Source organism: Pseudomarimonas arenosa, assembly GCF_014841215.1.
Classification (GTDB): Bacteria; Pseudomonadota; Gammaproteobacteria; order Xanthomonadales; family Xanthomonadaceae; genus Pseudomarimonas; species Pseudomarimonas arenosa.
Genome location: NZ_JACYTR010000056.1, coordinates 16,845 through 30,786 on the forward strand (window position 1 = coordinate 16,845; position 13,942 = coordinate 30,786).

Sequence of the window (13,942 nt, forward strand, 5' to 3'; positions counted from 1 at the left end):
GTATGGACTCAGGGCCGCATTTGGCAAGGGCGAAGCCGCTAAGGTTCAGGCTGAGTTTCGCCAGCTGGTTGCGCCGGCGGCGACGGTTCAGGCAGCGCGGGATGCGCGCTTGCGATCAACCTCGGTGCGCAGCTTCTTGCGCAGACGGATTTGCTTCGGCGTCACTTCGACCAGTTCATCGTCATCGATGAATTCAAGTGCCTGTTCCAACGACATCTTCACCGGTGGCGTCAGGTTGAGGTTGTCATCCTTGCCGGAGGCGCGGAAGTTGGTCAGCTGCTTGGCGCGCAGGGCATTGACGGTGAGGTCATTGTCCTTGGCGTGGATGCCCACAATCTGGCCTTCGTAGATTTCCTCGAGTGGCTCAATCAGCAGTCGGCCGCGTTCCTGCATGGCGAACTGAGCATACGCCGGCGAGGGGCCGGTGCCGTTCGAAATCAACACGCCATTCTGCCGCTGGCCAATGGCGCCCTCCGCTTTCGGACCATAATGATCGAACACGTGGAACAGCAGTCCAGTGCCGGCCGTCAGGGTGCGGAACTCGGTCTGAAAGCCGATCAGCCCGCGCGCCGGGATAATGAAGTCCATGCGCACACGGCCCTTTCCGTCAGGTTCCATGTTCTGCAACAGCGCCTTGCGAGTGCCCAGGCGTTCCATCACGCCGCCCTGGAACTGCTCTTCCATGTCGACCACCAGTTGCTCGTACGGCTCCATCATCTGGCCGTCGATTTCCTTGATGATGACCTCCGGTCGCGACACAGCCAGCTCGTAACCCTCACGACGCATGGTTTCGATCAAGATCGACAGGTGCAGTTCACCGCGACCGGAGACCTTGAACTTGTCGGCGTCTTCAGTGTCTTCGACCTTCAGTGCAACGTTGTGTTGTGTCTCGCGGACCAGGCGGTCACGAATCTGACGACTGGTGAGGAATTTGCCGCCGCTATGTTCCTTCTGGCCGGCAAACGGCGAGTCATTGACCTGGAAGGTCATGCTGATGGTCGGCTCGTCAACCGTCAGTACCGGCAGTTGCTCGACCGCGCCCGGATCACACAGCGTCTCCGAGATGCCCAGCTTCTCGACGCCGGAAATGGCCACGATATCGCCGGCTTGTGCTTCAGTGACTTCGTGTCGCTCCAGGCCGTGAAAGCCTAGAACCTGAAGAATCTTGCCGTTGCGGGTCTTGCCTTCGCGGTCGATCACGGTGACCGTCGTGTTCGGTTTGATCTTGCCGCGCTGGATGCGGCCGACGCCGATGATGCCGACGTAGCTGTTGTAATCGAGGCTGGTGACGCGCATCTGAAACGGGCCATCCAGGTTGACCGGCGGCGGCGAGACCCTATCGATAATGGTTTGAAACAGTGGATTCATGTCGCCCGATCGCACGTCTGAATCCAGGCCTGCATAACCATTCAGGGCCGAGGCATAGACGATCGGGAAGTCGAGTTGCTCATCGGTGGCGCCTAGGCGATCGAACAGATCGAAGGTTTGATCCACCACCCAGTCAGGGCGCGCGCCCGGCCGATCCACCTTGTTCACCACCACGATCGGCTTGAAGCCCATGGCAAAGGCTTTCTGAGTGACGAAGCGGGTCTGCGGCATGGGGCCGTCCATCGCATCGACCAGGATCAGTACCGAGTCAACCATCGACAGCACACGCTCCACTTCGCCACCGAAGTCAGCATGGCCCGGGGTATCGACGATATTGATCCGATACTCTTCACCGTTAGGCGCTGTCCAGCGGATCGCGGTGTTCTTGGACAGGATGGTAATGCCGCGTTCTTTTTCCAGATCGTTGCTGTCCATCACTCGATCGGCGACCTGGGCGCGTTCGGAGAATGTGCCAGACTGCTTCAGCAGCTGATCGACTAAGGTGGTCTTACCGTGGTCGACGTGGGCGACGATGGCGATGTTGCGCAGGTTTTGGATGGACATGACAAAGATCGCCTTGAGGCGCTAGAACGGGCGGGATAGCCGCCCATTGTAACGGGTTTCTGAGTTGAATCTGTGCTCTATTCGGCTCTCGTGTCGAATTCTGTTACGCCGATTCAGCCTGGCAGGAGACGCAGATGCGAAATCGCCCGGGTATTCCGCTCGTTTATCTGCTTGCCGATGGTGTCGCCATGTCGGTCTTGGCGCTCGGTTTGTTCGGACTGTTCGGCCAGCCCGAGGGGGGCTTGCGCTTGCTCGCCCAGCCGGCCGTGGCCTGGTCGCTTGTTGCGATTGGCGCCGTGGTTGGCGCAGGCGCCATCTGGGGCATCCTCCTCCATCTGCGGCAGAATGCCCCACGCTGAGCGGGCCTCGGGGGGAACATTTGGCGCGATCGGCGCTGGCCGCGGATAATGGCTGTTTCCCCTGATCAAAGGTCTGCACCCATGAGCCAGCTCGTTGCCGAAATCGCCACCTCGCGCGGCACCATCCACATCAACCTGCATGCCGACAAGGCGCCGCTGACCGTGGCCAACTTCGTCAATCTGGCCCAGCGTGGCTTCTACGATGGCCTGACCTTTCACCGGGTGATCAATGACTTCATGATTCAGGGCGGGTGCCCGCAGGGCAGCGGTACCGGTGGTCCGGGCTACCGCTTCGAAGATGAGGTCAACACCGGTCTTAGCCACGAGCGTGGTGTGCTTTCCATGGCCAACGCCGGTCCGGGTACCAATGGCAGCCAGTTCTTTATCACTCATGTCGCCTGTCCGTGGCTGGATGGCAAGCACACCGTGTTCGGCAGTGTGGTGGGTGATGCCGACCAGGACATCGTTGACGCGATTCGGCAGGGTGAGAAGATGGCCAGTGTCACTATCAAAGGTGATGCAAGCGCACTTCTGAGCGCGCAGGCCGAGCGCGTGGCAGCCTGGAACAAGGTGTTGGGCTAATCACCTGATCGTGCCTTCCGGTGCCGGAGTGATCGAGGCGGCAAGCGCTGCCTCAATCAGTTGACGAAACGCCGAGGGATCGAGCAGAAGCGTTTCATGTTGCGCGGCGGCACACCCTGTGAGCGCCGCCAGGCGTGCCCTGACTTCGGTGGAGGCCAGTTCCTTCAGACTTTCATCGACTACCTCGCGGCCCGGCTCGTTGAGTCGGGTCAGCAACGAGCGTGCGGCGGCGTCGCGTAGCCCCAGCCGACACATCACTTCGAGGGCGCGGGTATCGGCCGCAAGCTCAAGCGGCAGCCGCTTGGCGGCACTGCGTGGTGGACGATGACTCAGTTCGTAATGCGCGACTTCGTGCGCCAGCAGAAAGATCAGCTCGGCTTCGCTGTGCATCAGCCGCAACATGCCCTTGCTGATGACGATGCGCCGGGCAAAGTCGATCTCCGCCAGGGGGCGGTCGAGCGGGCTCAAGTGCACACTGAAATGCCGGCAGGGGGAGGGCAGTCGACACAGGAGTTGTTTGACGTGCTGCCTGACAGCGGGCGCCTGCCATTCGGGGGCGGGTTGCCGAGTCAGCGAGCTGCACGCCGCAAGCACTAGCGTGCAGCCAGCGATCGCTGAATTCCAGATCCTTCGAAACGCGGTTCGGCGGCGTTGCATGCGGGTGGGCAGGCGCAGAAGAAGAGAAGGCCTATGGTAAACTCGCGGGCTTGATCCTCCTCCCTTTGTTCGGAGTTTCGATGCCCCTTCTTGCCCGTCGCATGGGTCGAGCCAAGCCCAGCGCCATCATGGCCGTGGCGGAAAAAGCCAAAGCGCTCAAGGCCGCTGGCCGCGACATCATCAGTTTTTCCATCGGGGTGCCTAACTTTCTGCCCGGCGAGCATGTGTACGCCGCCGCGCGCGAGGCCCTGCAGCACGACTCCGGCCAATACGGCAGCAACCGTGGCACCGACGCCTTGCTCGACGCTTTTCTGGCCCACATCAAGTCGTTGGGATTGGAAGGCTACGGGCGCTTGAATTGCGCCACCGGAATCGGCGCCAAGCACATCCTGTACAACTTGGCCGAGGCCTTGCTCGACGAGGGCGACACCATCGCATTCCCGGCGCCGTACTGGACGACCTATGTCGATATCGCCGAGATCGTCAACGCCAAGTACGTGGTGCTGCCCTGCACTGCGGCGCAGGACTACAAGCTGACGCCGGCGCAACTCGATGCTGCCCTGGCCGAGCACAGGCCGAAGGTGTTCCTGTTCAATAACCCGTCCAATCCCACCGGCATGGTGTACTCAAAGGACGAAATCGGTGCCTTGGCCAAGGTGCTGGTGAAGTATCCGGACACCTGGATTATCACCGACGACATCTACAATCGCATGGTGTTCGATGATCTTGGCTACCACAACTTCCTGCATGCTGATTCGTCGTTGCGCGATCGACTGATCTTTGTCGATTCCTTATCCAAGACCTATGGCATGCCGGGTTGGCGGGTCGGTTTCATGGCCGGGCCGGAATCGGTGGCCAAGGCGCTGACCACGCTGAACTCCAATCACATCACCAATGTGCCGGAAGTGGCGGTGGCCGCGGCGATCGCCGCGCTGACCGGGCCGCAGGATGTGCCAGCAGCCAAGACGCGGGAATTTCAGGCTAAGCGCGATCAGGTGCTGGCGGCGATGGCGGCCATACCTGGTGTGGTGTGCCCGCGGCCGCAGGGAGCATTCTACGTGTTCCCTGACTGTTCGGTAGCGATCGGCAAATCACACAACGGTCAACGCATCGAGAACGATGTGGATCTTTGCAACGCACTGCTGGAAGCCAAGGGCGTGGCCTGCGTGCCCGGTTCGGCATTCGGCTCGCCCGGCGCGATCCGCATTTCCTACACTTGCCCGACCGCACAACTGCCCGAAGGCCTGCGCCGAATTCAGGAATTCTTCGCCGAGTTGAACTGATCATTTTGTTTAGTCGTCGACCGACGCCGAGCGTTGCATCTTAGTGAACCGCTTGATCGACGAATCACCAATCACGAATCACAAATCACGGAGATTCACCATGAAAAAGCCTGTTCGCGTTGCCGTTACCGGTGCAGCCGGCCAAATCGGTTACTCGCTGCTGTTCCGTATCGCCTCCGGTGAAATGCTGGGCAAGGACCAGCCGGTCATCCTGCAGATGCTGGAGCTGCCGATGGAGAAGGCTCAGGCCGCCCTGCGTGGTGTGATGATGGAGCTCGAAGACTGCGCCTTTCCGTTGCTGGCCGGCATGGTCGGCACCGATGACCCAGAAGTGGCCTTCAAGGATGCCGACGTGGCTCTGTTGGTCGGTGCCATGCCGCGTGGCCCGGGCATGGAGCGCAAGGATCTGCTGATGAAGAACGCCGAAATCTTCACTGTGCAGGGCAAGGCATTGAACAAGGTCGCCTCGCGCAATGTGAAGGTTCTCGTGGTCGGCAATCCGGCCAATACCAATGCCTACATCGCGATGAAATCGGCGCCGGATTTGCCGGCCAAGAACTTCACCGCCATGCTGCGTCTCGATCACAACCGTGCGTTGTCGCAGCTGGCTGGCAAGGCTGGGGTTGCCGTAGCCGACATCGAGAAGCTGGTGGTGTGGGGCAATCACAGCCCGACCATGTATCCGGACTATCGCTTTGCCACCGTTGGCGGCGCTTCCTTGAAGGACAAGATTGGCGACGAAAGCTGGAACCGCGAGACCTTTATCCCCAAAGTCGGCAAGCGCGGCGCGGCAATCATCGAAGCACGTGGGCTGTCGTCGGCGGCCTCGGCGGCCAATGCGGCGATCGACCACATCCACGATTGGGTGCTGGGGACCGACGGCAAGTGGGTCACCATGGGCATTCCGTCCGATGGTAGCTATGGCATTCCGGAAACCGTGATGTACGGTTATCCGGTGACCTGCGAGAACGGTGAGTACACGATCGTCAAGGATCTGCCGATTGACGACTACTCGCGCGAGATGATGAACAAGACCCTGGCCGAGCTGGAAGAAGAGCGCAGCGGCGTGGCGCATTTGCTGGGCTAGTTCGGTTTCCAGGTGTAGGGCGGGTCTTGACCCGCCGGCTTTTTGCCTTGAGCCAGCAGTTTCGTCATTCGGCCGCGGCTTGATCATATCGTTTGGTGAGAACTAGCAGGCTGCTGAAATGCTCGTTCCAGCAGCCTGATATCGCGCGCCAAGGATGGCGCGCTCGGAAAGCAAACACGCAAGTGTTTGATTTCCGGCAAAGGTGGCGCGGCTTAGCCGCGACCGTTTGCGCTGAAAACCTCCAGGATGGAGGTATTTCAGCAGCCTACTAGACGCTTGCAAAGCGGCGGGTCAAGACCCGCCCTACGAGGTAAACATGTCTCTGACTTCAAACGGCGCGCGATTCCGCGCAGCCCTGACCGAGGAATCCCCGCTGCAGGTAATGGGTGCCATTACCGCCTACGCCGGCCGGATGGCGAAGCGGGTGGGCTACAAGGCGCTATATCTGTCCGGCGGCGGTGTGGCCGCCAATTCGCTGGGCATGCCGGATCTCGGTATCAGTTCGATGGAAGATGTGCTGATCGATGCGCGCCGCATCGTAGAAGCCACTGATATGCCGCTTCTGGTCGATATCGATACTGGTTGGGGCGGGGCGTTCAATATCGCTCGCACCATCCGCAGCTTTGAACGCGCCGGTGTCGCCGCGGTGCATATGGAAGACCAGGTTGGGCAGAAGCGCTGCGGCCATCGTCCGGGCAAGGAAGTGGTGTCGAAGGAGGAGATGGTCGATCGCATCAAGGCTGCGGTTGATGGCCGTCGTGACCCGGGCTTCGTGATCATGGCGCGCACAGATGCTGCCGCGGTCGAGGGTCTGGACGCCGCCATTGAGCGCGCCGTGGCCTACGTCGAGGCCGGCGCCGATATGGTGTTTCCGGAAGCCATGGGCTCGCTGGATGACTATCGCAAGGTGAAAGCCGCGGTTAAGGTGCCGATTCTCGCCAATCTGACCGAGTTCGGCTCCACGCCGTTCTACACCACCGATGAACTGCGCGAGGCCGGGGTGGATATCGCCCTGTACTGCTGTGGTGCCTATCGGGCGATGAACAAGGCGGCACTGAACTTCTACCAGACGGTACGCAAGGAAGGCACGCAGAAGAACATCATCGACACTCTGCAGACCCGCGCCGAGCTGTACGACTACCTCGACTATCACAGCTACGAAGAAAAGCTCGATCAGCTGTTTGCCAGCGGCAAGGGAAAGTAAGCGTTAAGCCGGGCTGATGCTGAACTGGCTCTGGTTCGGCTTCTTTCTCACCGCCGCAGTGGCGGGGCTGGCGCGCTGGTTGATTGGCGGCGAGGCGGAAGTCTTCGCCGCCATGGTCGCGGCCCTGTTCGACATGGCCAGGCTGTCGGTGGAAGTGATGGTGCTGCTGTTTGGCACCCTTACGCTGTGGCTGGGGTTGCTCAGGATCGCCGAGCGCGCCGGCGTGGTGGAATGGCTGGCCAGGCTGCTCTCGCCGCTGTTCGCGCACTTGATGCCCGAAGTGCCCAAGGGGCATCCGGCCCTGGGGCTCATAACACTTAACTTCGCCGCCAATGGGCTGGGCCTGGATAACGCCGCAACGCCGATCGGCCTGAAGGCGATGCGCGAGCTGCAGGCGCTCAATCCATCCAGCGATTCCGCCAGCAATGCGCAGATTCTGTTCCTGGTACTGAATGCCAGTTCGCTCACCCTGTTGCCGGTGAGCATCTTCATGTATCGCCTGCAGCAGGGCGCGGCTGATCCGACCTTGGTGTTCCTGCCGATCCTGCTGGCGACCTCGGCCTCCACCCTGGTCGGTCTGCTCAGCGTGGCCTGGATGCAACGCCTGCCGCTGTGGAAGCCAGCAGTGTTGGTCTGGTTGCTCGGTGTGGCCCTGCTGTTGGGCGGCTTTATGGCGCTGCTGCTGTCGATGAGTTCGGCCGCGGTCGCCGGGCTGTCGTCGCTGCTCGGCAATCTCACCCTGTTCGGCATTGTTGTCGCCTTCTTGCTGGCCGGTGCGCTGCGCCAGGTGCCGGTCTACGAGGCCTTTGTCGATGGCGCCAAGCAGGGCTTTGAGGTGGCCAAGGATCTACTGCCCTACCTGGTAGCCATGCTATGCGCGATTGGCGTGTTGCGTGCCTCGGGTGCGCTCGATCTTGCCCTTGACGGTCTGCGCGGCCTGTTCGAGTGGTTGGGCACGGATACCCGTTTCGTCGATGCCTTGCCTACTGCCATGGTCAAACCGTTCTCTGGCAGTGCAGCGCGGGCGATGCTGATCGAAACCATGCAGACCCATGGGGTCGACAGCTTTCCCGCCTTGATCGCCGCCACCGTGCAGGGCAGTACCGAAACCACCTTTTATGTGCTGGCGGTGTACTTCGGCGCAGTCGGCATACGCCGCGCTCGGCATGCGGTGGGTTGCGCCTTGTTGGCGGAACTGGGTGGCGTGTTGGCAGCGATTGCCGTCTGCTACGCCCTGTTTGGCTGAGGCGGCAGTATTCCCGGGCCTTCTTGTCCGCATTTCTCATACCCCTTCTACTGCGGCCGCAGATACGCTCGTCGTGGCGGCCTCGCTACGAACGGGCGTGAGAAATGCGGGCTAGCGAAGGCCCGGGCGAGACTGAACTATCGAGTTAGCCTCGATCTAGTGAGGCGCGACCAATTGCGCGATCGCGCTTTGCGGATCGACGCGCTGGCCATGATGAAACACTTCGACATGCACATGCGGCCCGGTGGCCTGACCACTGGCGCCCAGGCTGCCAATGCTCTGGCCGGCGGCGATTCGCTCACCCGCGCTGACCTCGATGCGGTCGAGATGGGCATACAGGGTTTGCCAACCGTCGGCGTGTTCGATGATCACTACATTTCCGTAGCGCGGGGCTTGCTGGTAAGGCAGCTCGGCGGTGCGCACCGTGCCGGCCGCCGCGGCGCGCACCGGTGTGCCGCGCGGCGCGACCAGATCCACGCCCCGGTGCGGTGTCTTGCTGAGCTTGGGCCGCTGCACCCCGAACACCGAGCTGATCTTGCCTTCGATAATCGGGCCTTGCAGCGACGTTGTCGGCGACGAACTATCGGCCGAGGCGGCGGGTTCGGCCCGACTCGAGGCGTGGACTGCCGTCAGCATCACGGCGCCGGTTAGTGCCAGGGTCAGGGCTACGACGCGGCGCGACTTGCGGGCGCTGCCGGGAGAGGAAAGAATGTGGCTAATTCTCATCTTGTGGTGTCCTAAGTCATGTGGTGAGAAGGCGGCGGCAGGGCATGGCAGTGCCCTTGCCGCCGACATGCGGAGAGTCTCCAGATAAGCCTCTGCGTAGGCTCTTCGCATGTTTTTTCTCGCCCCCAGCGCCAGCCGGTCGCAGCGCAGCTCGCTGGCCAGTCGGATGCGATGGCTGAGCCACCAGAGCACTGGATTGAACCAGGCCACGGTGCATAGCCAGCCAAGCAGGGCGAATTTAAGGCCGTCGTGACAGCGCAGATGGGCAGCTTCATGGCGCAACAGCAACCAACACTGTCGATCATTCAGTCGGGCCAACAGCTTCGAGGGCAGTACGATCAGTCCTGCGTCTCTTGGCAGGGAAAATGGCGAGCAGGTCTCAGCCGTACAGCGCAGTGCAATGCCGCGCCGCTTCAGCGCCTGCGCCAGTCGTTGCGAGCGTTGGCCTGGCAAGGCGGCCATCGGCAGTGCCGTGCACTTAGCTAGCAGCTCGCGCAACCGATTGCGCTGCTGCCAGCGCCGGGCGATCAGAGTGGCGAGCAGCAGAAAATACAGCCACACGCCCGCACTGGTTGCACTTGACGCAATGCTGCTATGGGTCCATGCATCTACCCGGCTGCGAGTCACCGCTGAGAGGCTATCGTCAGCCAGGTGCGTGCCAGGATCTCCCACAACAAGTAGCTGCGGTGTCGGGCGCCAGTCGGCAGGCAGCAGCGTCGCGACGAAACTCGGCGCTAATAGCAGGGCCAGCACGGCCCACCAATAGCCCGGTCGATCAGCCGGCCAGCGCCACCGCCGGTGCAGGGCGACGGCCGCCAGCCACAGCAGCAGCGAAGCCAACAGCCAAGTGCCAAGTTGCAGCGCCAGCGGCCCAGCGCTCATGCGTCGTTGGCCTGATCGCCGTCGCGCAACAGGGCTTCCAGCTCGCCGAGCTCGTCCTCATTCAGCAGTCGACTCTCGGCGAAGGCCTGTACCGGCAGGGGGCCGTCGATCTCCAGCACCCGACGGGCGAAGTCATTGCTCAGCGCCGCCACCACACCGAGTTTGCTCACCGCAGGGTGATACACCTGAATGCCATGTTCATTGCGACCGTTGATCAGGCCTTTCTCGCCCATCCGATCCAAGGTCTTGCGGGTGGATGAGTACGACCAGTCGAGCACGCCGGCGGCGGCTTGATGCAGTTCGCGGGCGCTGGCCGGGCCCTTTCGCCACAGACACTTGAGTAGTTCGAGCTCGGCATTCGAAGGGCGTTGCATCGGGTGAGTCGCTGCGAAGTGTGATGTCGCGATGATGCGACACATGTCGCATGCATTGCAAGTGTCCTGGTGGCTGCGCTGCGCCTGTCCTGCTCATAGTCGATGCCGGCCGATGCCTGGCGGTATCATGGAGGACTTTGCCGAAAGAGGAATTCGAGCCATGAGTGAAACCGCGAGCACCTTGCCAAAGCCGAAGAAGTCGGTCGCCCTGTCCGGCACCGCTGCCGGCAATACTGCCCTGTGTACCGTGGGACGCACCGGCAATGATTTGGCCTATCGCGGCTACGACATCAAGGATCTGGCTGAAGGCGCCTGCTTCGAAGAGGTCGCTCACTTGCTGGTGCATGGTGAGCTGCCCAATGCCGATCAGCTCAAGGCTTACAAGACCAAATTGAAGCGTCTGCGCGGCCTGCCAGCCATCGTCCAGGAAGCCTTGGAACTGGTTCCGGCCAATGCCCATCCGATGGATGTGATGCGCACGGGCTGCTCGGTGCTGGGCACCGTGCTGCCGGAGCGTGACGGACATCCGATGAGTGAGGCGCGCGACATCACTGATCGATTGATGGCCAGTTTCGGTTCGATGCTGTTGTATTGGTGGCATTTCACTCGCAGCGGTCGACGCATCGATGTCGAAACCGACGATGACAGCATCGCCGCGCACTTCCTCCATTTGCTGCACGGCGAGCCGGCGTCGGAACTGCATGCTAGGGCGCTGGACAAGAGTCTGATTCTGTACGCCGAGCACGAGTTCAACGCCAGCACTTTCACCGCGCGGGTGATTGCTGGTACCGGTTCGGATATGTTCAGCTGCATTACCGGGGCGATTGGTGCATTGCGTGGGCCGAAGCACGGCGGCGCCAATGAAGTGGCGATGGACATCATCTCGCGCTATCGCAGCGCCGACGAGGCCGAGGCCGATATCCGGGCCCGGGTCGAGCGCAAGGAAATCGTCATCGGCTTTGGCCATCCGGTGTACACCATCGGCGATCCGCGCAATCCGATCATCAAGGAGATCTCCCGCGAGCTGTGCAAGCAGGGCGGCAACCCGACCCTGTTCGAGGTCAGCGAGCGGATCGAATCCCTGATGTGGGACCTGAAGAAGATGTTCCCCAATCTCGACTGGTTCAGCGCGTCGAGCTACCACATGATGGGTGTGCCGACCGCGATGTTTACGCCGCTGTTTGTCATTTCGCGCACCTCGGGCTGGTGTGCCCACGTGATGGAACAGCGTGTTGATGGCAAGATCATTCGACCCAGCGCCAACTACATCGGGCCGGAAGATCGTGCGTTTGTGCCACTGGCCAAGCGCTAACTTGGTCTGTCGGAGTTCGGGGTGGACCCGATCACCTTGATGGCTCATACGGCGGTGGTGCTTGCCACCGCCGTCTTGGTGCTGGCCGCTGCCGGGATCCACTACGAAGGCCTGAACTATCTGGCGCGGCGTCTGTCGAGGCGAGAAGGGCCGCGCCGTCCACGCGTGTTGTACGCCGTACTCGGTGCCTTGTTGCTGCATATCGCCGAGATCTGGATGTTTGGCTTCGGCATCTGGGGCTTGCTGCATTTCGACGCCATCGGCTATCTGCAGGGCAGCGCCCACCACTCAGTGCTGGAAGCGGTTTACCTCTCCGCCACTACCTATTCCACCCTCGGATTTGGTGATCTGGTGCCGGTGGGGCCGATTCGCTTCGTGATCGGCACTGAAGCCCTGCTCGGCCTGTTGATGATTACCTGGTCGGCCTCGTTCACCTATCTTGAGATGGAGCGTAACTGGCGCGAGCGGTGAGCACCATTTGCGGCTTGCGTCGAACTCGACTTCGCTGGCACCGTAGGCGCATGGACCGCCCGATCGTCGACTCGTCCGAGATTCCCGCCATCACCATTTACGAGGAGGTGACGGTACTGCTGATGGCGACCGCGCTGATCGGCCTGGTGGCGCTGCGACTGCGTCAGCCGCTGATCGTCGCCTATATTCTGATTGGAATTCTCGCCGGACCCTCGGTGCTGGACTGGGTGGGCGCCCACGAGCCGATGGAACTGCTAGCCGAGATCGGCGTGACCATTCTGCTGTTCGCTGTGGGGCTCAAGCTCGACATCCACCTGGTGCGCAAGCTCGGCCCGGTGGCACTGGCGACGGGTCTCGGGCAGTTGGGCTTTACCATTGTCGGCGGCTTTCTGATCGGCCTGGCCCTTGACATGGACTGGGTGCGCGCGCTGTACGTGGCGGTGGCGCTGACCTTCTCCAGCACGATCATCATCGTCAAGCTGCTGTCCGACAAGCGCGAGATCGACTCCCTGCACGGGCGTATCGCGATGGGCTTCCTGATCGTCCAGGACATCGCGGTGGTGATCGCGATGATGGTGATCGGCAGTCAGGGAGCAGGCGTCGGCGCCAGCGACGTCGGCTGGGCCGAGCAGCTGCTGGAAGTGACGTTCAAGCTGGCACTGGTAGTGGTGGGCATCGGCCTGCTGATGCGCTACGCGCTGCCGCGCCTGCTGCACTGGATGGCTTCCTCGCAGGAACTGTTGTTGATCTTCGCCGTTGCCTGGGGCACCACCTTGGCTGCGGGCGGCGAGTGGCTGGGCTTCAGCAAGGAGGTGGGCGCCTTCCTGGCCGGCTTTTCGCTGGCCTCGCTGCCCTTTCGCGAGGCGATCAATGCACGGCTGTCCAGCCTGCGCGACTTCCTGCTCTTGTTCTTCTTCGTTCACCTGGGCACGCAGATGGACCTCAGCTCCCTCGGCGGCGAGTTGCCGGCCGCGGTGGTGTTGTCCCTGTTTGTGCTGATCGGCAACCCGCTCATCGTGATGGCGATAATGGGCTACATGGGCTATCGCAAGCGTACCGGCTTCATGGCCGGGCTGACCGTGGCGCAGATTAGTGAGTTCTCGATCATCTTCGTCGCCATGGGCGTGGCGATTGGGCACGTCGATGCCGCAGCGTTGGGGCTAGTGACCCTGGTGGGCCTCGTCACCATCACCCTGAGTACCTACATGATCCTTTACTCGCAGCGTCTGTACGCCTTCTGCGAGCGCTGGCTGGAGCCCTTTGAGCGGCGCCATCCCTTCCGCGAGTCGGGTTATGACGAAGCGCCGCGGCAGGCCGACGTGATCATCTTCGGCATGGGGCGTTACGGCTGCCGGATGGCCGAGCGCTTGGAAGCGGAGCACATTCGCGTGCTGGGCGTGGACTTCGATCCCGAGGTGCTGGCGCGCCAGGCGCGGGGCCCGGTGCCGGTGGTGTTTGGGGACGTCGACGATGACGAATTCCTGGCGCATCTGCCAATTGATCGTGCGCACTGGTTGGTCAGCACGCTGCGCAACATGGAGCAGGAGCGCGACCTGATTCTGCAACTGCGCCGATTGGGCTATCGCGGACGAATCGCGGTGACCGCGCACGACGCCCGCGAGGCCGAGCGGCTCAGCCAAGCCGGTGCCGACCAGGTCTTGCTGCCTTTCCACGACGCCGCTGATTTCGCCGCACGACAGATCGCTAGCCCGGATATTTCACGAGCCCCTCAAGATCGCGACGTTCGTCCCGACCGGACGTTCGTGTGGCCTTCGCAGACCGGATTTGGCTGCTTTTGGGATGTTTTTCCGGAATTCAGACGCAATG

General features: G+C 61.8%; 13 protein-coding genes. 9 read left to right on the forward strand and 4 right to left on the reverse strand.

What is annotated here, in order from left to right:
• Nucleotides 1-87 precede the first annotated feature (87 nt).
• The gene (gene typA, locus IFO71_RS17730) at nt 88-1,932 is read right to left on the reverse strand and encodes a translational GTPase TypA (protein WP_192031004.1); all 1,845 of its coding nucleotides are present in this window, start codon (nt 1,930-1,932) and stop codon (nt 88-90) included.
• A 134-nt stretch (nt 1,933-2,066) separates the two neighbouring features.
• Here typA and IFO71_RS17735 point away from each other — a divergent pair, with 134 nt between their 5' ends.
• Entirely contained in the window at nt 2,067-2,291 is a 225-nt protein-coding gene (locus IFO71_RS17735; protein WP_192031005.1) for a hypothetical protein, read from the forward strand.
• 81 nt (nt 2,292-2,372) lie between these two features.
• Nucleotides 2,373-2,873 (forward strand): peptidylprolyl isomerase, encoded by a 501-nt coding sequence (locus tag IFO71_RS17740; RefSeq protein ID WP_192031006.1) that lies wholly within the window; start codon nt 2,373-2,375, stop codon nt 2,871-2,873.
• Here the strand turns inward: IFO71_RS17740 and IFO71_RS17745 are convergent, their stop codons facing one another.
• Nucleotides 2,874-3,341, reverse strand: a complete 468-nt coding sequence (locus IFO71_RS17745; RefSeq protein WP_192031007.1) for a M48 family metalloprotease — start codon at nt 3,339-3,341, stop codon at nt 2,874-2,876. It lies immediately after the preceding gene.
• A 269-nt stretch (nt 3,342-3,610) separates the two neighbouring features.
• Between IFO71_RS17745 and IFO71_RS17750 the strand changes: the two genes are divergently transcribed.
• From IFO71_RS17750 to IFO71_RS17765, 4 genes are all read left to right on the forward strand, one after another.
• The gene (locus tag IFO71_RS17750) at nt 3,611-4,813 is read left to right on the forward strand and encodes an aminotransferase class I/II-fold pyridoxal phosphate-dependent enzyme (protein ID WP_192031008.1); all 1,203 of its coding nucleotides are present in this window, start codon (nt 3,611-3,613) and stop codon (nt 4,811-4,813) included.
• Between the two features lie 100 nt (nt 4,814-4,913).
• Complete coding sequence (locus IFO71_RS17755) at nt 4,914-5,900, forward strand: malate dehydrogenase (protein ID WP_192031009.1); 987 nt, start codon at nt 4,914-4,916, stop codon at nt 5,898-5,900.
• A 316-nt stretch (nt 5,901-6,216) separates the two neighbouring features.
• The gene (gene prpB / locus IFO71_RS17760; RefSeq protein WP_192031010.1) at nt 6,217-7,104 is read left to right on the forward strand and encodes a methylisocitrate lyase; all 888 of its coding nucleotides are present in this window, start codon (nt 6,217-6,219) and stop codon (nt 7,102-7,104) included.
• A 16-nt stretch (nt 7,105-7,120) separates the two neighbouring features.
• The gene (locus tag IFO71_RS17765) at nt 7,121-8,350 is read left to right on the forward strand and encodes a nucleoside recognition domain-containing protein (protein WP_192031011.1); all 1,230 of its coding nucleotides are present in this window, start codon (nt 7,121-7,123) and stop codon (nt 8,348-8,350) included.
• A gap of 156 nt (nt 8,351-8,506) precedes the next feature.
• On the opposite strand, the gene IFO71_RS17770 is transcribed toward IFO71_RS17765, so the two are convergent.
• Together IFO71_RS17770 and IFO71_RS17775 are read right to left on the reverse strand one after the other, a co-directional pair.
• Nucleotides 8,507-9,958, reverse strand: a complete 1,452-nt coding sequence (locus IFO71_RS17770; protein ID WP_192031012.1) for a M23/M56 family metallopeptidase — start codon at nt 9,956-9,958, stop codon at nt 8,507-8,509.
• Entirely contained in the window at nt 9,955-10,332 is a 378-nt protein-coding gene (locus IFO71_RS17775) for a BlaI/MecI/CopY family transcriptional regulator (RefSeq protein ID WP_192031013.1), read from the reverse strand. The genes IFO71_RS17770 and IFO71_RS17775 overlap by 4 nt, the downstream gene beginning before the upstream one ends.
• Before the next feature lie 160 nt (nt 10,333-10,492).
• On the opposite strand from IFO71_RS17775, the gene prpC reads away from it, so the two are divergent.
• The 3 genes from prpC to IFO71_RS17790 all read left to right on the forward strand — a co-directional run.
• Nucleotides 10,493-11,644, forward strand: coding sequence for a bifunctional 2-methylcitrate synthase/citrate synthase (gene prpC / locus IFO71_RS17780; protein ID WP_192031014.1), 1,152 nt, complete (start codon nt 10,493-10,495; stop codon nt 11,642-11,644).
• Nucleotides 11,645-11,665: 21 nt separating this feature from the next.
• The gene (locus IFO71_RS22530) at nt 11,666-12,115 is read left to right on the forward strand and encodes a potassium channel family protein (protein ID WP_332309405.1); all 450 of its coding nucleotides are present in this window, start codon (nt 11,666-11,668) and stop codon (nt 12,113-12,115) included.
• Between the two features lie 50 nt (nt 12,116-12,165).
• Nucleotides 12,166-13,942 (forward strand): cation:proton antiporter (locus tag IFO71_RS17790; RefSeq protein ID WP_192031015.1); only part of this gene is annotated, 1,777 nt, incomplete at its 3' end.

Coding starts and splice junctions, on each gene's coding strand:
- typA (WP_192031004.1), bottom strand. CDS start 1,932: ATGTCCATCCAAAACCTGCGCAACATCGCCATCGTCGCCCACGTCGAC.
- IFO71_RS17735 (WP_192031005.1), top strand. CDS start 2,067: ATGCGAAATCGCCCGGGTATTCCGCTCGTTTATCTGCTTGCCGATGGT.
- IFO71_RS17740 (WP_192031006.1), top strand. CDS start 2,373: ATGAGCCAGCTCGTTGCCGAAATCGCCACCTCGCGCGGCACCATCCAC.
- IFO71_RS17750 (WP_192031008.1), top strand. CDS start 3,611: ATGCCCCTTCTTGCCCGTCGCATGGGTCGAGCCAAGCCCAGCGCCATC.
- IFO71_RS17755 (WP_192031009.1), top strand. CDS start 4,914: ATGAAAAAGCCTGTTCGCGTTGCCGTTACCGGTGCAGCCGGCCAAATC.
- prpB (WP_192031010.1), top strand. CDS start 6,217: ATGTCTCTGACTTCAAACGGCGCGCGATTCCGCGCAGCCCTGACCGAG.
- IFO71_RS17765 (WP_192031011.1), top strand. CDS start 7,121: ATGCTGAACTGGCTCTGGTTCGGCTTCTTTCTCACCGCCGCAGTGGCG.
- IFO71_RS17770 (WP_192031012.1), bottom strand. CDS start 9,958: ATGAGCGCTGGGCCGCTGGCGCTGCAACTTGGCACTTGGCTGTTGGCT.
- IFO71_RS17775 (WP_192031013.1), bottom strand. CDS start 10,332: ATGCAACGCCCTTCGAATGCCGAGCTCGAACTACTCAAGTGTCTGTGG.
- prpC (WP_192031014.1), top strand. CDS start 10,493: ATGAGTGAAACCGCGAGCACCTTGCCAAAGCCGAAGAAGTCGGTCGCC.